The following is a 17,597-nucleotide window of genomic DNA, read 5'->3' on the forward strand; positions in this document are numbered from 1 at the left end:
TCACTCCCCTGTGGTTCAGGCGGTTCGTTGGACGAGCAGGATGTTGTCGATGACGGTGGCGGTCTCACCGGCGGGTCCGGTGGCCTGGCGGCGGGGCATGTCGGCGCGCAGGACGGGCCAGTGCGCGGGGTCGAGATCGAGGTCGGCGGCGATCTCGGTGGGTGTGGGGTAGTGGATGTCGGGGTCCTGGTTCCATGACCAGGGCGCGGTGGAGCCGTGGTCGACGATCAGCATCAGACCGCCGCGGCGCAGGGCCTGTGCCGCGGTGCGCAGGACTTGGCCGCGGAGCAGCGGGAACGGGGTCTGGAAGTACTGGGCGGAGACGAGATCGAACCGCCCGGCCGGAAAGCTTCTGGCCAGATCGTGCTGTTCGGTGGCGACCCGGTCCGGGATGCCGAGATCGCGGGCGCGTTCCCGTACCCGCTCGACGGCGGTGGTGGAGATGTCCACAGCGGTGACGTGCCAGCCCTGCTGGGCGAGCCAGATGGCGTCGCCGCCTGCGCCGCAGCCCAGATCGAGGGCGGCGCCGGGGCGCAGCGGTGCGGCGGTCTCGGCGAGCAGCGGGTTGACGCGTGCGTCCCAGGTACGCCGGGTGCGATAGAGCCGCTCCCAGAACAGCTCGGCGTCCTCGTCGGCGGCGGGACGTCCGCTTCGGTGGGAATCCATCTGAGTTGCCCCTTCGTCAGTCGTGATGGGCACTTTCAGCGCCGGTGATGTACGACAGCATCGCCACCGCCACTTCCTACTTGCAAGAAAAGTTGCGGATCCGCATTATCGGGAGGCATGGACAACCCCGCAGAAGACGTGTTGGCCGGAGTCGGGCCGCGTCTGCGCGCCCTGCGCAAGGCGCGGAGCACCACGCTGGCGGCGCTGGCCGACGAAACCGGCCTCACCGCGAGCACCCTGTCCCGCCTCGAGAACGGCAAGCTCCGCCCCACGCTGGAGCAGCTACTGCCTCTGGCCCGGGCGCACGGCGTCCCGCTCGATGATCTCGTCGCGGCCCCGCCCACCGGCGACCCGCGCATCCACCTGCGACCAGTGCGACGATCCGGGCTGGTGATGGTGCCACTGACCAGGCGAGCCGGTGGCATACAGGCGTACAAGGTGATCTATCCACCCGCCGGCCGAGCGCCCACGATGAAACTGCGGACCCACGAGGGATACGAGTGGTTCTACGTCCTCAACGGACACGTCAGGTTCGTGCTCGGCGAGCAGGAGTTCCGGCTCGGCGTCGGCGAGGCCGCGGAGTTCGACACCCACGTACCGCACTGGATCGGCAGCGCCGACGGCCGGCCCGCGGAGGTGCTCACCCTGTTCAGCGCGCAGGGAGAACGCGCCCATCTGGCACCGGCCAGACCTTCGCCGCGATAAACCAGTTGTGCTTCGCGCGTCGATCGGCCAAGGATCGGCACGACGGTACGGCGAGCAGAACCGCCGACCGTCTTTCTAGATCGTGTCGCGGCACGGGAGGAGAGCCAGCATGTGTACCGACTCTGATCAATGTGGCAGGGAAAACCCTGGTCAGCGCAAGCATGCCCTACGGCTCTGACACTTCGGGCCCCCGCTGCGGCGGCCTGCCTGCGCGCTGACCGACCTCCAGAAATCAGGAGATCATGGCGCTGGAAGACGCGCGCAAGAAAGCGATCATCGCGGAGTACGCGACCTTCGAAGGTGACACCGGTTCACCGGAAGTGCAGATCGCGCTGTTGACCCATCGGATCGCCGACATCACCGCACATCTGCGCATCCACCAGCTGGACCATCACAGCCGTCACGGGTTGCAGAAGCTCAACGGTCGTCGTCGGCGACTGCTGAAGTATCTACGTAACACCGACATCGAACGCTACCGACGCCTCATCCAACGGCTCGGCCTGCGCCGATGACACCCGAGCCGGGGGGAAACGACCGCAATGCCGCTTCCCCCCGGCTCACAGATCACAGCTGGCCGCCGATTCCCGGCTTCACGCCGAAAGGGTTGTCGATGGCGTATCGCCAGCGCCCATCTTTTCCGCGTCGGGCGACATCGGTGGCGGTGCCCTCGATGTGTACGGGACGGCCGTCACGATCCGTCCCGTCGATGACCCAGTCGACGATCAGCAAGGCGATGTCGCCGGCGGTGTAGACATGTCGCGGCCGAACGGTGATCGGCAGCCCGAGATTCAAGAATCGCTCGTTGGCGGCATCGGCCTCCTGCCCGGTCAGCGGCGAGCCCGGCTCCGGGACGAACACCGCCCCGCTCTCATAGACCTCCGCCACCGCCTGCGCATCACCGGTGTTGAACCGCTCGGCGAACACCGTAGGAACGTCCTCGGGGCGTTCAGCAAGCTGCCGCATGCATGTCCTTCCATCAGGTACAAATCAGTCAGACGCGGCAACGCTAGGAGGCGCCCTCGTGACTCACCAAACGGTTGGTTACCCAGGCCGGCCAGGCTTGCCCGACGACCCTCGCGCCGACGTCACCGAACCCACCCCCTCCTGCCCGGTGGAGATCACCCTCGCGGCCCTGCACGGCCGCTGGACAACCCTGGTGATCCGCGAATTCCTGCAAGGCGATCGCACGTTCACCGAACTCCGCCACGCCCTGCCCGCGCTGTCGGACAAGGTCCTGTCCGATCGGCTGGCGCACCTGACGGAAGCCGGTGTGCTCGCTCGCCACCGTCAGTCTGGCTGGCCGCCCCGGGTCTCCTACACACTCACCGCGGACGGGCGGCGTCTCGGCCCTGTTCTGCAAGCACTATGGGATTGGGGCGCGGAGCAGCAGCTCTCTTCGCCCGAAACCCGATAACGTCCCACCCAAGATCTATGGCCGGCGCATTACCGATCAAGCAGTACCGACCTTGTCGTGATCGCTTGCCTATGCTTACGTGTTCGGAATGAGCCGTGATTCCGAGGCAGGCAGGCTTCTCGAACCCGTTCCAGCGCAGGTGAACCGGGCAGGCGAGAAGGCGAGACCCATCACGCTGCTCCTCGTCCTGGGCGCGGTCCCCCTTCTGCTTGCCAACTTTTTCATCGTTGCCACGATTCTGGGACGTGACTGCACCCTTCTCTATGAGGGCGGCAACATAACGGAATGTGCCGGCGGCCTTTCGGAGGAAGAGATGAGCGCCGCATCGGGACTGATCGCGCTGGTGCTACTTGCCATCCAGATAGTGCTGATCGTCCTGGTCAACCGGCGCAGGCGCTCCCGCCCGATGCGCGCATCGGAGGCCGGCTAGCCTCCGTGCCCCACCTTGTGCGGGCCATGGGACCTGATGCTGGCCTGATAACGCGCGTTAGCAACGCTGGAGAGATCTGTCAGGCGCCAGGAGCCCGGTATGCCACCTCCATCCGCGTGGCATCGTCGATCTCCTCCGGCGTCAGCAGGACAGCCGTCTTCGTTCGTACCGCCCCGGTCGCCGAGATCGTGAGCCCCACAGCGGCCGAGGCCGCGTTGCTCGGCAGCTCGACGATCACATACGTGTCCGTCTCGCCGAACGCGAAGTACATCTCCTCAACCCGGCCACCGACGCTTTCCGCCATGCGCTCCACCGCTTGCCGGCGTCCGGTACCGCCATCTCGCAGCACTCCTTTGAGGCCATCCGCGGTGTAGGTCGCCTGGATCATGTACTTGGGCATGGTCGAGTCCCTCTTCTCGTACAGCCACCCTGCGCTGGGGCGGCCATTGCGGTCACGAGGTCGAAATTCTCGGCTTAGGGCGACGGTAATCCCTCCCGCTGTACTGGTTTTCCCCTTCTAGCTCAGCCGTTGTAGTCGCGAATTTCCCAGTAACGGGAGGGGTGGCCGTCGCAGGTGTACTGGACGGCCTCGATGTTGTTCTCGGTGCTGACGCCGCCGGCGATGGTGAGGCATTTGCCGGTCTGGACGTTCCGGAATTGAAGGTGTTGGCCGATCTGATTGCCAAGCGCCCAGTAGCGCGAGGGGTGGGTGTCGCAGGTGTACTGGAGGGCGACGATGTTGTTCTCGGTGCTGACGCCGCCGGCGATGGTCAGGCATTTGCCGGTCTGGCGGTTCTTGATCTGCAGGTACGCACTGGAGTAGCCCCAGACGTCCCAGCGGCGGGAGGGGTGGCTGTCGCAGGTGTACTGGACGGCGTGGACGTTGTTCTCGGTGCTGACGCCGCCGGCGATGGTCAGGCACTTGCCGGTCTGCCAGTTCACGAGCTGGACGTTCGACGCGGCCCAGACGGCCCTGGACGACGGCGCGGCGGATGCCGGGGTGGCGGTGGTCGCGCCGAGGGCGAGGAGGGGAGCGATGACGGCTGCCGTGCGAAGGATGTGTGACTTCATGTGACCCAGCGTGCTGGCGTGGGGCCAGGATGGCCTGAGTACCTCGTACTCAATGTGTGCGCCCGAGGGCGGTACCGCCGCGCCTCACACCAGGCGATTACCACCCGATTCGCCGTCGGACAGCACGATGGCCCCTTGCGGCGACGGCTGTTGCGGCTTGCGGATCACGGTATCCGCATGTGCAGGAGCGATGCCCAGCGCCAGCACGGCGGCCAGGCCGACGGCCGAAGCGGCGGCACGGCGAGTCCAGGTACGGGTCTTCATACGGCTCTCCCTGTCGGCCGGTGATCATGACAGCACTGCCCACCAGCATCAGTGCCACATCTCCGCCCGTCCACCCCAGAATGGCCGAGTGGCCACAAGCGGACAGGCCCTCGCACCCCCGCCTGTGCCTTCGGCGCAACCGTCAGTACCCCGGGTAGCCACCGCCAGGAGCACCGGGCACCACGCCACCGGGAGGCATTCCGCCAGAAGGCATGCCTCCGTAGGTCGCGGCCGCCGAGCGGCGTTCTTCCTGGGCCTCGGTGATCTTGCGGATGACGCCGATCGCCAGCACGGCCGCGATGAGCATCAGCCCGATGCTCACCACGTCGAACCGCGCGGCGGCGGCCAGCGACTCCAGCTCGTCGGCCTTGAACAGCAGGCGGCTCCCCAGATTGGTCACCCAGGTGCCGATCAGCCAGGCCGCCCACCAGGCGTTGAACAGCCCCCGAGGAGGCGAGGGGACGAGGGAGGAGGCGTACCAGATGTCGTCCACGATCTGCTTCGGGAACCAGAAGTTGACGATCGGCACCACCCAGCCGAAGATCAGCCACGGCTGGCCGCGCCGGTGGCCGCCGGGTGAAAGGATCTCGGCGTTCGCCCGGACCTTGAACAACCACACCAGGAAGGCCACGACGGCCACGACGTAGACGACCGCCTCAAGGATGCCGGACAGGCCGTAGACGAGGTCAGCCGTGTTGATCTCCGCCTCGGACACGGAGTCGAGGTCAACGACCATGCGGTCCACGAACGAGGCGTACCAGAGGTCGATCCCGGCCACGACGACGCCGACGACGGAGTCGCACACCAGAGCCACCACGGCGAAGATGGCGACGCCGCGGACCACCGGGCGTATCGGCATCGGCGGTGGGGGGTAGCCAGGGTGGGAGGGGGGGTGGCGGATACATGGGTGGGTTTCTCCTGTGATCATCCTGTTTGTGGCGTTCTATCAGCCCCAGTAGTTGAAACCAACCCATTTAGCCGCTTGGACGCAGAGTTCACCATGGTCCACGGGCCTGATCGCGGGCGCCACGGGAGGCGGGACCAACCACGCCGTCGCCCGGCCGTTGAGCTCTGCCCGATCGTCCGTTCAGGCGCCTCCCAGAAGACCAGCCGAGCGTGCGCGGTCAGTTCCGCGCCAGGAGAAACCTCGCAGCCAGATCATCGGCCAACTCAGCGATGCCCCGAGAGCCATCGACATCCAGCAGCGGCAAATCCTGCTTGAGAGCCTGGCGTCGCACCTCGTCGTCCCAGAGCTCGTCGCGGCCCAGCCGATTCGCCATCGCCTCGGCGTGGTCGCAGTTTCCCCAGTTGGCTCGCGCTCGGGCCGGGTCAGCGAATCGGGCGCCCAATGCATGGCGCCGGAATTCGGGCGTCGGCCGCAGAAATACAGCTTGCTCGCGCCACTTCAGCAATGGTGCGACGTGTTCGGGCAAGGTACGGAAATCGTCGACCAGCACGGGGCGGTCGGTTGGCAGGGTGAGCAGGTCTTCGATGACGAGCCCGATTGTCTCGCCGTGCAGACTGGGCATGCTCTGGAAGATCTCTTCCGGCGTGCGGCCCGTCCATCTCTGTTCCAGGGGCGTTTGCAGCAGGGCGCACATGTAGGGATGTCGTTGCGGGGAACACCGCCGGATGTAGTGACGTTCGGCCAGATCGCCGTCATAAACGACCACGTCATAGCGTTCGGCCAAGACCTGGCTGAGGGTGCTCTTGCCCGCGCCGGCACCACCGGCGATCCAGCGGACATGCGCGAGCCGAGGGACGAGATCAGCGAAGTCATATTCGTTCAGGCTGTTCATGCCCGTCAGTCTCACAAGATCGAGCAGCTGGAAACAGTCTTGTTCTCGCGCCCCTTGCCGGTGAAGACTGGAGGAGAGGGACGGTTCGTACATGCCGCCGTCCGACACAGGCTTCTTCGTCCCAGACCCGGTCTCCCCCACCAACTCCCGTCGCCGTCGCCCAGGACAAGCTGAGCGGGGCAGAGGGTCGGGGCGACGGGAAGATCCGGCGGGATACGGGCGCGGTCCAGGACTCTAGGAGTAGAAATCCCGTCCGTACTGCTTGCGGTGCTTCACGAAGTCTGCCGGACGTGCCTCCCGAAGGCGCGCGTAGCGCTCAGCAAACCTATCGATGGCTTCGTGGATGGTGTCACCAAACTGCTCGCGCATGATCACCAGGGCAGGGAGGATACGCTCAGCAAGAATGTGATCATCGATGGCTTCCCAGGGATCTTCCACGAGCCCATCCTCTCGCCACCAGCTTGGGAGATGCAGTGATCTCGCTCGTAGACGCGCTGACCAGCAGTTGAGATTGGTCGTGCCGCTCAGGAGGCGGGCCCGTCGTCGGCTAAGGGCGAGCAGCGTAGCCCCACCGGGCCGTCAGCTAAAGTCAGCGCGCTTCGAGCACCGCGATGTCGCGCACCATGTAGCGGCGATGCTCGCACTCCTCCTCCATCACCACACGCAGGCAACTCCCGACCGAGCCCGGTTCCTCGGGATAGCCGGGTGCGGGTGCGCGCGTGCACATCCGTACAAGCTCGATGTCAGTGAGGCCGTCGACGATGCCGCGCACCAGCGCCATGCGGCCGGCGCGCGCCTCCATCACTTCCGCGTACGACGGGCGCGCATCAAGGTCTATGCCGAGTGTCGCCGCGTCCGTGGCCGGATAACCGGTATGGGTGAGACCGAGCCGGTGGAACGGCATCGGCTCGTCGAGGATCGTCCGGCTTGCCCAGGCGTCGGTGGCGAAGACCAGGTGGCGAAGCGTCTCGGCAAAGGACCATTCGCCGTCAACTCGCTCGTGGCGCGCTCGGGATGTCGCCGGTCGAGTTCGGCCTCGACGAAGGGAGTGACGTCCACGTCGTTGACGAGGAAGTTGCGTACGTCTCCGGACACGCTGACGTCCACGACCAAGGAGTCGACGATCTTGACCTGGCGCAGGTCACAGTCCCGGAACTTCGCCGCTGCGAAGGTGGCGCTCGTGAAGCTCGCACCGCGGAACTCATCGGTGTTGTCGTACCGCGTCGTCATCGCGCCAATGTCCCCATGCCGCCGCGATCCCGAGCACGCCGGCGCTCGGCGAGGTGGTTCCACGCTGATACGACAGCGATGGAGACGAGCAGCAACACGACGCTTCCGGCGATGTCGAGCACATAGTGGTTCCCCGTGACGAGCACGACTGCCGTCATACCCAGCGGAAAGATCCACGGCAGCAACGCCAGTCGCGGATGGGAGGCCCGCAGCGCGCACCACGCGGCGTACGCGCACCACAACGACCACCCCACGTGCATGCTGGGCATCGCTGTCAGGTTCTGGCCGTTCGCGATCTCTCGTGAGGCATGGCCGCCCAGGATGTCGTACTCGGCGATGATGTCGACGACGCCCGGCAAGGCGAACCGTGGGGGCGACATGGGCAGCGCCCAGTAAACGGGCAGCACGAGAACGACCATCGCGACGAGGGTCCGCCGGAGCTTGACGTAGACCTCGGCATGCCGGACGAAGACCCACACCAGCACACCGATGATCGCGAGGTAGTACAGGCGGTAGTAGTACACCGCCGGCTGGATGAGGGCCGGATGCTCGGTCAGCCACTGGTTCGCCCTCAGCGCGATGTCCAGATGGACGGCCTGCTCTATCGACTGCACGGCCAGAGCGTTGGCGGTGGCGGCTGCGACGTCCTTACCGACGGCGGTATGAAGCCATGCGAAGAGCAGGATCACGAGCAGCAGAGCGGCCACTTCGACGAGTGGTGCGGGGCGTCCACCCATCTTCCCGGCAAGTGCCGCCGATCGGGCACGAGCCACCAGGCTCGATAATCGGCCTACCGCCACCTCACGTGGGCTCACGCGGGTCACCCTAACTCACCGTTCCTCAAAAGACCGGATGAGGGCGATCACAGTGTCGGTGGTGCGGTCGAGGAAGCTGTGGCCATCGGGCAGTTGCGGCTCTGGGCTGATGTAGCTGCGCCGCCCCATGTGGGTGGCCGGGTCAAGCCTGTGTACGGCGATCTTTCCGGCGCGGGCGGCCCGATTCCATTCGCTGCGGCGGAACAGCCGCCAACGCTGAGGGAAGATCCAGGTGCCGACCCGCTCGATCCAGTCGTTCGCGCTGGTGAGCTGATGCAGGTGATCGGCGTGGGTGAGATCGTTGGCGCCGTTGTGGAATCCACCGATGGTGATCAGCAGGAGCGGTGCACGCAGCCGGGTGTGCAGTTCTTCGACCGCGCCGGTGGCGACCTGGGCGCCACCGCTGTAACTGAGCAGCACCACAGGTATGCCGCTGTCGGGACGGTAACCCGCCCGGCGCAGCTGGTTGACGATCTGGGTGCCCACGGCGCGGTTGTACAGGGGACGGTATCTGTGGTCGGCGGCCACGAAGATCTGCATGACGTTGTGCAGGAACAGCAGGAGCCCGACTCGGTGCCGGAGCCACGCCCACACAGGCCGGTCGGCCAGCGGGTCGGCCAGTGGAGAATAGGGCTGCACCTGACCCAGCACCCGCAGCTCCGGCGCACCGGTGATCAGGGCCTGGACCAGCTGGCCCCCGTCGCGGGTGTCGCGGAAGCGACGTTTCCCGATGCCGTCCAGATAGACCAGGTAGGCGTCCGGCGGACGGTCGGGCTCCGCACCTCGGGCATAGGGCATGTCCTGCGGTAGCTCGGTGACAGGAGTACGCCAACCGGCGGTGTAGGCCGTGACCTCGTAGCGGGCGAGCAGAGCTTCGGCGAGCAGGACCGGACCGAGCAGCAGGACAAGGAGCGGGATCTCAATCACGTGGCCGGCTCCTGCGTCCCGGTGGCGTTGATCCGCACGACCAGGCGCCGTACAAGCTCGATGGCGGCGGCCAGCCCGACTCCGGCGACGGCCACGCAACCTGCGGCAGCCCACCAGCCCAGCCCCGTCGTGGCGGCGAGCGGGGCGACGAGGCCGGCCCCGACCCCCGCGAGGAGCAGCAGGTGCAGCAGCGGCCCGAGCAGCGGGAACGCCAGAACGGCGGCGAGAAGCAGCGGAGCGACCAGGCCGGGTGTCCAGGTCAACGCGGCGGCGACCGACAATGGAGCGGACAGCAGCAGCTCGGCGAGGGTCCATGCGGTCAACGGCCACAGAGCGAACGCGGCGCCCTCGACCACGGCACCGGTCAGCATGAGCAGGATCGTATGAGGCCGCGACACGCCGGGCCGGCGAGCCACCAGGGGCAGGAACCGCCCGACAGCCTCGGACAGCCCGGCGAACAGCAGCAGGACGACAACGACGGGTGACATCGCTCAGTGCTCTCGTGCCGAATCCGCCGGGTCCGGCAGTCTGCCCCGGCCGGCCCGGTGCAGGTAGCGCTCGAGTTCGTCGGCGGCGCGCAGATAGCCGCCGGCTCCGCGCTGGTCGATCCGCAAGCCGGCCGCCGCGGCCCGGAAGCGTGGCTCGTCGAGCAGGCGTCGTGCGAGGGCATTCACGGATTCCGCCGCGGCGTCCTGGGGACGGATCGACAGCCCGGCGCCGAGTTCGACCACCCGCCGGGCCACGAGCGGCTGATCCGCGCCCTGCGGGACCACCAGCATCGGAACCCCGGCGTACAGGGCCTCGTTGGCGCTGTTCATCCCTCCGTGAGAGACGAACAGCGCGGCACGGGCCAGCACGTCGAGTTGCGGTACGAAGCGGCGAGCCCGCACGTTGTCCGGCAGCGGACCCAGCGCGGCCGGATCGGCCTCTCCGGTGGAGATGATCACGGTGCCGCCCAGTGGCGACAGCGCGGTCGCGAAGTCGCGCAGCAACCGGGGGGCGGCTTTCAACACGGTGCCCACCGAGGCGTACAGCACCGGATCTCGCAGGCTGTCGGCCGGGAACGACGGGTCAGGTGGGCGTACGCCGATGCTCGGGCCGACGAACTGGTACGACCGGTCGAACGCGTCGACGTCAGGCTGGAACGCGCGCGAGGTGAAGACCAGGTTGAGCGGCTGCCGTACGTTCGCCAGGTCTACCAGCGGCAACCCACGAGTGTCGTAGCGGCGGGACAACTCCCACCGCGACCGCAGGTAACCTCGGCCATTGCGCGGCCGGGTCGCCGCTGCGGCCAGCAGCTCCCACGAGGCGGCGGTGGGGCTGGGCGCGGACCGGTTGAACGCGAACGTGGTGAACAACGCCGCTGCCGGCACCTCGAGTTCGCGGGCGGCGACCGCGCCCCAGGGGCAGGCGGAGCCGTGGACGATCAGGTCAGGCCGGATGCGACGCAGCTCGGAAAGCACCGGCGGCAGCAGGCCGACGGCGGTGCGCGCGAGCCCCTCCAGCATCGTGAGCGGTATCGGCGGATCGGGGAGCGGTTGATCGCCCCCGGGGTAGAGGTACACGGTCGCACCGGTGGCCTCGATCTCCTTCGAGAACGCGGGCGAGGTGTGATATGTGACGGAGTGGCCACGGCGGACAAGCTCGGCCACGACCGGCAGCGTCGGGTTGATGTGCCCGTGCATGGCGATGTTGAGGAACGCGATGGTGCTCACCGGCCGACTCCCGACGCGGAGGCGGTCTGTGCCTCGCCCAGACCGTCCGGAGAAGTCCGATACAGGCCGGGCCCACTGACGCGCAGCCCGTCGAGAAAGCGGCCCGCTTCGCGGCAAGCGGTCTCGATCAGCCGGTGGGATTGGCCGAAGTCCCACGGGGCGGGCCAGGTCTCGATGCCGGTCGGCAGCACGACGGTCGGAATATGTGCGGATACGTCGTGCAGGTCGCGCTCGATCTGGTGGTGCCACAGCAGCAGCCCCGCCCGGGCGGCGACCGCGCCGGCCTGCCGGGGAGGGATGGCCGGGCTCAGCGGATAGCTCGCCGGGCCGGTCGAGAGCACCACCACGCTGGCCGCCCCTGCCTGCAGAGCCGCGCGTACCGGGACATAGGCGATCACCCCGCCGTCGACGAGCGTCCGGCCGTCCCGCTCCACCGGGGGCAGGACTCCCGGAATGGCCGCGCTGGCCAGCAGCGCGGACTCGAGATCTCCATGGTCGAGCAGCACCTGGTCGCCGGTGGCGAGATCCGTGGCCACCGCGGTGAAGGGGATCTCCAGCTGTTCGATCCGCGACGGCAGCTCCGCCCGGGCGATCAGTCGGCGCAGGCCGCGGTCCGCGCAGATGCTGGCCCGCGAGGACAGATAGCCGAACGGAAACACCTCACGGCGACGCGCCTGGGTCCACACGCGATCCAGCCATGGTGCGGCCTTGCCGGGGTGGGCGGCCGCGATCGCTCCGTTGAGGGCTCCCACCGAGGTTCCGATGATCAGGTCCGGTACGAATCCGCGCTGCTCCAATGCCCACCCGACGCCGACCTGCGCGGCCCCGAGCACTCCCCCGCCTCCGACCACCACCGCCACGGGACGGGGAAGGGCGCGCAAGCCCGCCGACAATGCGACCCTCATGCTCCGCCCCTCTCTCACCGTGGCCTTTCTGGTTCCATTACGCCCGCAACCGTATCATTCGAAATAGTATCATTCAATACTATATCGAGAGAGGGACCGCCGACCGGTGCTTCCCGGCCGCTGACGACGACCGCGAAGGCCCGCGCATCTGCGTGGCCTCGGTCGCCCCGGCGGGCCGGGAAGCGGCCATCAGGACAGTTTTTCGAAGAAGAACTCGTGCTTGAGAAACGACGTGTCGTATTCGTGCCCTGGGTACGGCGGGATCAGCTGCGACGCCTGGAACAGCCGCCAGCCGTCGCGCAGCGCGTCCACCCCCGTCTCGTACGGCGGTTCGTCCCCGTCACCCGCCGTGGGATCGGTACGCCCGGTGCCGTCGTAGCGGGACCATCCCACCACCTTGGCGTCGAGGGCGGAGGTGGCCAAGTAGAGAACAAGCACTTCTTGCTTCATGCGACCCTCCCGGGGCGGTTGTTCACACGCGTGATCCAGTAGTCGATGTCGAACGAGGGATCCGCGGTCATGGCACGCCACAGCAGTGCCCGATTGTGGTACTCCAGCCGCCCGGTTGCCTGCTCGTACCAGGGGAAACGCCTGCCCAGCTCGTCGAGGACGGCGGGGTCGGCGAGATCGGAGGTGTCCCACAGGAGCACCTGCGGGACGGTGGGGTTGAACCGGATCTTGAACATGTACCGCCGAACCGCGCTGTCGTTGCGCCGACCGCCGTGCCAGATGCCGTGGTGCAGCAGCATCACCGTCCCGGCGGGGCAGGTCAGCCGGGTCTGGCCGAGCAGGTTCTGGTAGCGGCCGGTGTCGCTCTCGTTGACGCGGCGCAGGTGGCTGCCGGGCACCACGAGGGTGCCGCCCATGTCCGCGGTGACCTCGCGGGGGTAGTACATGAGCTGCACGTCGAAGGCGTCCACGCGGGTGTCGATGATGGCGTCGGCGTGCAGCGGCTGGGCCTGCCCGTTGTACGGCTCGCGGATGTGCACGGCGTGGTGGTCGACGGTCGGGCCGGGCCCGACGAGGGAGTGCAGGGCCCCGGCGACCTGGGGCAGCTCGATGAGGCGGCGGGCGAACGTCCCCTCGGGGAACGCCTTGTCGATCGGGGTCCCGTACGGCAAGCGCGGGATTCCCGCCTCCAGTACGTCGATCGCCTGGTCGTTGAGCTCGTCCGGGACGACTCCGTCGAGCCGCAGGTAACCGGCGGCCACGAAGCCGGCCACCTGCGCGGAGGTGAGCAAAGTGGTTCTCATGCCTCAAAGCTAGAATCGGACACTCGCCGTGTCGTGGGTTGTAATCCTCATCTACTGGTTGATTTTCCCCCACTGGGGTAGACATGCGCTGTGCGTCACCTGACGATCGCGCTCTCCGAGCCGCCCGTGGTGGCCGGGGCAGGAGTGGGCGTGCACGGCGTCGTCGGCCTCCACGACGTATTTCGGTTGCCCGACCTGTGGCAACTCCACCTGTACGGCTACGCGGCCGATCTCGTCCTTGACAACACCACGCACGCCATCAAGCCGGGACACGTGAGCCTGATCCCGCCCGGCGCCGAGGTGCACTACCACTATCGGGGCAGATCAGAGCACCTGTACGCGCACTTCCGCCTGCCCGGCGAGGACGAGCGCCGCACCGTGCCGGTCATGCGGGACGCCGGCGACCAGGCCCCGGTCATCGGCGCCGCGCTCCGCCAGGCCATCGCGGCCGTCCCCGGCACCCCGGCCAGGGCGTCGGCCGAGGTGTGGTCGGTGCTCTGGCGGGTGGCGAGCCTGCCCGTGGTCGGCAGCCGGCCCGCCGTGGTGGCCGCGGCGATCGAGTACATCGAGGCGAACCTGGCCGCGCCGCTGACCGTACCGGACGTCGCCAGGGCCGCCGGAGTCTCGCACAACCACCTCACCCGGCTGTTCCGCGCCCAGAGCGGTGACACGGTGGTCGCCTACATCCGCCGCCGCCGGCTGTCGCGGGCGCTGCACCTGCTGCGCGAGTCGACGCTGGCGATCCCCGCGATCGCCGCGGCAGTGGGGATCGCGGACCTGCAGGCGTTCAACAAGGCGTGCCGCCGCGAGCTGGGCGCCTCTCCCCGCGTCCTGCGCACGCGACGATGATCCACGCCTTTCCCGACCACCGAGATCATCATCCGATAATGGCGTGTGCCGTTCACTCTGAGCCATGTCGCCGCGATCCTGCCGATGCGGCGGTGGTTACCGCCGTCGGCGCTGACGGTCGGGGCGGTCATACCTGACCTGCCGTACTACCTGCCGCTGCCGTTCTCGTCGGCGAGCACGCACGCATGGTGGGGGGTGCTGCTGCTGGGGGTGCCGTCGGGCGCGGCACTGCTGGTGCTGTTTCATCACGTGCTCCGGGCGCCGCTGCTCGCGTTGGCCCCGGCCGCGCTGCGCGCCCGGCTGCCCGTCGCGCCGCGCCCGGCGCCCGTGACGGTGGTGGCGGCGCTGGTCGCCGGGATGGCCACGCACCTGCTCTGGGACGGATTCACGCAGGTCGGCGGGTTCGCGGTGGAGCAGTGGCAGGTGCTGCGGCTACCGGTCGTCGGCCCGCATCGCGTGTTCAACGTGCTCATGTACGCCAGTTCGGCAGGTGGTCTGGCGGCCCTGGCCGGATGGTTCGCGCTCTGGTATCGGCGGACCCCGATCCGGCCGGAACGGCTGCCCGGGGTGGCGGGCCGGGTGCGCGGCGCGGTGCTGGCCATGGTCACGGTGGCCGCGATCACCGGTGCCGCCGCCGGGGCGGTGACCGACCGCGCCGCGGTGAGCGGCTACGACCTGGTTCGGAGCATGATCCTGGGAGGCGCCGACGGGGCCGCTGTGATACTTGCCTGCTACGTACTCGCCTGGCATGGGCGCAACGTAGTGAGCACCCGACGTCGCGATTTGGGCCGCCCGGACCCGTAGCGGTGATTCAACGCGGTCGAGACCCGATCAGATCGTGGAGCCGCTGAGCCACGAAATCGTGCGGGCGAGCTGCGAAGGCGATGTGCAGCCAGCCATCGGCGTCGGCTTGGAGGAGATCGTCGCGGATGGACGGGTCGGCACCGCGCTCCAGAAGCAGGCGGATCACTTGGAGACGACCGCCCGGAATCGCCCAATGCAGGCCGGTCCGCCCGAGGTAGGGCGCGACGTCGGGATGGACACCCCGGTCGAGGAACCAGCGCACGACCTCGACCCGCCCGTGCTGGCAAGCATGAACGAACGCCTCCCCCACGATCTCCTCCGGATCATCGGTCGCCGGCAGCCGAGACGGAAAGCCCGCACCGGTGTCGGCGAGGTCGGGGCGCGCCGACGAGGCGTCCGGCCGGAGGCTGCCGTCCGCGTCGAAACAGGCCCGCACCAGATCCAGCCGACCGCAGGCGGCATAGGTCCAGAGCGCCCGCGGGACGATTCCATGCTCGGCGAGCAGGTCGACGACCTCCGTGTTGCCGTGGTAGATGGCGTTCTCCAGCGGGGTGCTGCCCCATGTCCGGATGCCAGGCTCGGCACCGGCGTCGAGCAGCAGGCGTACGTACTCCACCCGGTTGAAGCGGGCCGCCCAGGTGAGCGGGAGATCCAGGTTGGTGGCCTTGCCGAGCAGGACATCGACCGCGGCGCGCGGCGCGCCGAGATCCTGCTCAAGCCGTACACCGGGGATCGGCTCGGGCCCCGCGAGCATGTACAGCAGCGTGTCGGCCTGCTCGGCGGTCAGACCGGCAAGCCGATCGGTGTCGCCGGCCAGCAGGGCTTCGGCCTCGCGGTGCAGCCGCCGCCACTTCTCCCGGCGTTCGCCGAGATCGCGCCGGGATTTCTCGGTGTACGACACGAGCTCCTGCCAGGTCGGAAAGCCGAGCTCCCGCGCGATGATCAGCCGCGCGTCGCGAAGCCCGGCGGTCGCGGCGGAGGCGGCGGTGGCGTGCCGGGGTACGTAGGCCCGCAACCGTCGCAGCGCGCCGGGATCGTCGCGACGCAATTCGAGGAGGAGGGTATCGGCCATCGAGGCGTAGATGCCCGGCCTGACTCCCATGAGGCGGGAGACCGGCCGGTCCTCGGTGGTGCGGCGGCTTTCGACATGGGCGCGAAACTCGGCCCAGGTCCGGAATCCGTGTTCCTGAGCGAGCACGAACTGGGCGTCGCTGAGCAGGAACCGCTCGGCGGCTCGATCGCTCAGCACCTCGGTAACCCGGGCCGCGGCTGCCGCATCGCCGGCCGCGTACGCATGCCGCAGGTGCTTGGCCTGCTTGCGGTAGTACTCCAGATTCGGATGAGCTGGGAGCTCGAAATGACGATCGGACATCACAACCTCCTTCGTCGCCGAGGTCCGCTTGCCCGGCCGGAAAGAGGTTGGTCTTGTCCAGTGCGTTGACGTGCTGATCGAGGTGGGAAAATCCCTGCCCGCGGACTGGCAGCGCCCTCGCACGCTCCTCTCAGAGTAAGGATCGGCTCTGCGCGGAGGCAACCGTCAGGAAGCGTCGACCACGATGTTCATACAGTCTGCTGCCGCGTCGGCGTCTGCTCATGCGTGACGCGGTGGTGCCGGGTCGGCAGCCCAAGTGTCGGGTTGGCGACGCTCCACGCGGCGCTCTTGCAGATCAGTTCCTTGTAGACGGCGGCCAGTCGGCCGGTCAGGACCGCCTGCTTGGCACGGTCGTCGGCCGTGACGTACTGGATCAGGCCCTCCTTGCGACCCAGTGAGACGCACAGGTTGAAGTAGCCGATCGTCTTGTTCGGGACCTTCCGGCCGGTCAGGCGCGCCGCGATGGCGTCGGCGGCCAGCCAGGCGGCGGGGATGCCCGAGGCGCACGACATCCGTAGCGGCTTGTCTCCGGCGCCCATCGCCATGGCCGCGTCGCCGACGGCGTACACATCGGGGTGTGAGACCGAGCGCATGGTCCGGTCGACCACGATCTGGCCGGTGCCGGAGACCTCCAGGGAGGTCGCCTTCGCGATCGGGTGGACCGCGAAACCGGCGGTCCATACGGTGACCGCGGCGGGGATGACCTTGCCGTCGGCGGTGGTGACGTGGTCGGCTTCGACGCCGCTGATGGCGGCGTGCTCGTACGCGGTGATGCCGAGCCTGCCGAAGACCTTCCCCACGTGCTCGCGCCCCTTGGGTGAGAGCCAGTCGCCGAGGCCGCCGCTGACGGCCAGCGCGACGTCGAGGTCCGGACGGGCCTCGGCGATCTCGGTGGCGGCCTCCACGCCGGTGAGGCCGCCGCCGACCACCACCACAGCCTGCCCGGCATCGAGGCCCGCCAGGCGCTCGCGCAGCCGGAGCGCTCCGGTACGGCTGGCGATCTGGTAGGCGTGCTCAGCGGTCCCGAGTACGCCTTGGCTGTTCCAGTCGCTGCCGAGGGCGTACACGAGGGTGTCGTACTCCAGTTCTTCGGTACCGTTCGCACCGGCGATGGCGACGGTCTTGCGGTCGACGTCGACGCCGGTGACCTTCGCGAGCCTCAGTGCGACGCCGGTGCCGGCGAAGATCTCGCTGAGTGGCCGGGGCCTGAGGTCCTGGCCGGTCGCGAGCTGGTGATTGCGGACGCGTTCGACGAAGTCGGGCTCGGCGGTGACGAGGGTGATGGCGACGTCCTCGCGGCGCAGCCGCCTGGCGAGGCGGCCGGCGGCGCCGGCTCCGGTGTATCCGGCTCCGAGAACGATGACGCGGTGCTGCATTT

General features: G+C 68.3%; 24 protein-coding genes. 6 read left to right on the top strand and 18 right to left on the bottom strand.

The genetic code is table 11. The annotated features are described in order from the left end of the window. Positions 1-15: 15 nt before the first annotated feature. Positions 16-666, bottom strand: coding sequence for a class I SAM-dependent methyltransferase (locus tag ACQP2T_RS57805; protein WP_433513194.1), 651 nt, complete (start codon positions 664-666; stop codon positions 16-18). A 117-nt stretch (positions 667-783) separates the two neighbouring features. Here ACQP2T_RS57805 and ACQP2T_RS57810 point away from each other — a divergent pair, with 117 nt between their 5' ends. Beyond that, positions 784-1,371 (top strand): helix-turn-helix domain-containing protein, encoded by a 588-nt coding sequence (locus ACQP2T_RS57810; RefSeq protein ID WP_433513195.1) that lies wholly within the window; start codon positions 784-786, stop codon positions 1,369-1,371. Between the two features lie 242 nt (positions 1,372-1,613). Beyond that, complete coding sequence (gene rpsO, locus ACQP2T_RS57815; protein ID WP_433513196.1) at positions 1,614-1,883, top strand: 30S ribosomal protein S15; 270 nt, start codon at positions 1,614-1,616, stop codon at positions 1,881-1,883. Positions 1,884-1,935: 52 nt separating this feature from the next. Here the strand turns inward: rpsO and ACQP2T_RS57820 are convergent, their stop codons facing one another. Further along, positions 1,936-2,295, bottom strand: a complete 360-nt coding sequence (locus tag ACQP2T_RS57820; protein WP_433513197.1) for a YybH family protein — start codon at positions 2,293-2,295, stop codon at positions 1,936-1,938. 136 nt (positions 2,296-2,431) lie between these two features. On the opposite strand from ACQP2T_RS57820, the gene ACQP2T_RS57825 reads away from it, so the two are divergent. Continuing rightward, complete coding sequence (locus ACQP2T_RS57825) at positions 2,432-2,785, top strand: winged helix-turn-helix transcriptional regulator (protein WP_433513198.1); 354 nt, start codon at positions 2,432-2,434, stop codon at positions 2,783-2,785. An 88-nt stretch (positions 2,786-2,873) separates the two neighbouring features. Next, on the top strand, positions 2,874-3,215 hold the full coding sequence (locus ACQP2T_RS57830) for a hypothetical protein (protein WP_433513199.1): 342 nt from the start codon (positions 2,874-2,876) through the stop codon (positions 3,213-3,215). A 79-nt stretch (positions 3,216-3,294) separates the two neighbouring features. On the opposite strand, the gene ACQP2T_RS57835 is transcribed toward ACQP2T_RS57830, so the two are convergent. The 14 genes from ACQP2T_RS57835 to ACQP2T_RS57900 form a co-directional block, all read right to left on the bottom strand. Continuing rightward, the gene (locus ACQP2T_RS57835) at positions 3,295-3,615 is read right to left on the bottom strand and encodes a GYD domain-containing protein (protein WP_433513200.1); all 321 of its coding nucleotides are present in this window, start codon (positions 3,613-3,615) and stop codon (positions 3,295-3,297) included. A gap of 122 nt (positions 3,616-3,737) precedes the next feature. After that, positions 3,738-4,286, bottom strand: a complete 549-nt coding sequence (locus ACQP2T_RS57840) for an RICIN domain-containing protein (RefSeq protein WP_433513201.1) — start codon at positions 4,284-4,286, stop codon at positions 3,738-3,740. Between the two features lie 84 nt (positions 4,287-4,370). Further along, on the bottom strand, positions 4,371-4,550 hold the full coding sequence (locus ACQP2T_RS57845; protein WP_433513202.1) for a hypothetical protein: 180 nt from the start codon (positions 4,548-4,550) through the stop codon (positions 4,371-4,373). A 142-nt stretch (positions 4,551-4,692) separates the two neighbouring features. Continuing rightward, positions 4,693-5,409 carry a DUF4328 domain-containing protein gene (locus tag ACQP2T_RS57850; RefSeq protein ID WP_433513203.1) on the bottom strand — a complete coding sequence of 239 codons (717 nt, stop codon included), beginning with the start codon at positions 5,407-5,409 and terminating at the stop codon, positions 4,693-4,695. 265 nt (positions 5,410-5,674) lie between these two features. Then, entirely contained in the window at positions 5,675-6,349 is a 675-nt protein-coding gene (locus tag ACQP2T_RS57855; RefSeq protein ID WP_433513204.1) for a hypothetical protein, read from the bottom strand. A 234-nt stretch (positions 6,350-6,583) separates the two neighbouring features. After that, the gene (locus ACQP2T_RS57860; protein ID WP_433513205.1) at positions 6,584-6,787 is read right to left on the bottom strand and encodes a hypothetical protein; all 204 of its coding nucleotides are present in this window, start codon (positions 6,785-6,787) and stop codon (positions 6,584-6,586) included. Between the two features lie 151 nt (positions 6,788-6,938). Further along, on the bottom strand, positions 6,939-7,304 hold the full coding sequence (locus ACQP2T_RS57865) for a DinB family protein (protein ID WP_433519974.1): 366 nt from the start codon (positions 7,302-7,304) through the stop codon (positions 6,939-6,941). A gap of 271 nt (positions 7,305-7,575) precedes the next feature. Further along, positions 7,576-8,394, bottom strand: coding sequence for a phosphatase PAP2 family protein (locus ACQP2T_RS57870; protein ID WP_433513206.1), 819 nt, complete (start codon positions 8,392-8,394; stop codon positions 7,576-7,578). Positions 8,395-8,409: 15 nt separating this feature from the next. Further along, positions 8,410-9,321 carry a hypothetical protein gene (locus ACQP2T_RS57875; protein ID WP_433513207.1) on the bottom strand — a complete coding sequence of 304 codons (912 nt, stop codon included), beginning with the start codon at positions 9,319-9,321 and terminating at the stop codon, positions 8,410-8,412. Continuing rightward, positions 9,318-9,809 carry a hypothetical protein gene (locus ACQP2T_RS57880; RefSeq protein ID WP_433513208.1) on the bottom strand — a complete coding sequence of 164 codons (492 nt, stop codon included), beginning with the start codon at positions 9,807-9,809 and terminating at the stop codon, positions 9,318-9,320. The genes ACQP2T_RS57875 and ACQP2T_RS57880 overlap by 4 nt, the downstream gene beginning before the upstream one ends. Positions 9,810-9,812: 3 nt before the next feature. Further along, positions 9,813-11,036, bottom strand: a complete 1,224-nt coding sequence (locus ACQP2T_RS57885) for a macrolide family glycosyltransferase (RefSeq protein WP_433513209.1) — start codon at positions 11,034-11,036, stop codon at positions 9,813-9,815. Then, complete coding sequence (locus tag ACQP2T_RS57890) at positions 11,033-11,941, bottom strand: patatin-like phospholipase family protein (RefSeq protein ID WP_433513210.1); 909 nt, start codon at positions 11,939-11,941, stop codon at positions 11,033-11,035. Before ACQP2T_RS57890 ends, ACQP2T_RS57885 begins: the two co-directional genes overlap by 4 nt. Positions 11,942-12,130: 189 nt before the next feature. Beyond that, the gene (locus ACQP2T_RS57895; protein ID WP_433513211.1) at positions 12,131-12,391 is read right to left on the bottom strand and encodes a hypothetical protein; all 261 of its coding nucleotides are present in this window, start codon (positions 12,389-12,391) and stop codon (positions 12,131-12,133) included. Further along, entirely contained in the window at positions 12,388-13,194 is an 807-nt protein-coding gene (locus tag ACQP2T_RS57900; RefSeq protein WP_357954939.1) for a phytanoyl-CoA dioxygenase family protein, read from the bottom strand. The genes ACQP2T_RS57895 and ACQP2T_RS57900 overlap by 4 nt, the downstream gene beginning before the upstream one ends. Before the next feature lie 90 nt (positions 13,195-13,284). Between ACQP2T_RS57900 and ACQP2T_RS57905 the strand changes: the two genes are divergently transcribed. Beyond that, entirely contained in the window at positions 13,285-14,043 is a 759-nt protein-coding gene (locus tag ACQP2T_RS57905; RefSeq protein ID WP_433513212.1) for a helix-turn-helix domain-containing protein, read from the top strand. A 45-nt stretch (positions 14,044-14,088) separates the two neighbouring features. After that, positions 14,089-14,847, top strand: coding sequence for a DUF4184 family protein (locus ACQP2T_RS57910; RefSeq protein WP_433513213.1), 759 nt, complete (start codon positions 14,089-14,091; stop codon positions 14,845-14,847). Positions 14,848-14,854: 7 nt separating this feature from the next. Here ACQP2T_RS57910 and ACQP2T_RS57915 read toward each other — a convergent pair whose 3' ends face one another. Further along, positions 14,855-16,219, bottom strand: a complete 1,365-nt coding sequence (locus ACQP2T_RS57915) for an ankyrin repeat domain-containing protein (protein ID WP_433513214.1) — start codon at positions 16,217-16,219, stop codon at positions 14,855-14,857. A gap of 188 nt (positions 16,220-16,407) precedes the next feature. Then, entirely contained in the window at positions 16,408-17,595 is a 1,188-nt protein-coding gene (locus ACQP2T_RS57920; RefSeq protein ID WP_433513215.1) for an NAD(P)/FAD-dependent oxidoreductase, read from the bottom strand. Between the last annotated feature and the right edge of the window lie 2 nt (positions 17,596-17,597).

The sequence above is a fragment of the Nonomuraea sp. CA-143628 genome, from assembly GCF_050942315.1.
Lineage (GTDB): Bacteria > Actinomycetota > Actinomycetes > Streptosporangiales > Streptosporangiaceae > Nonomuraea.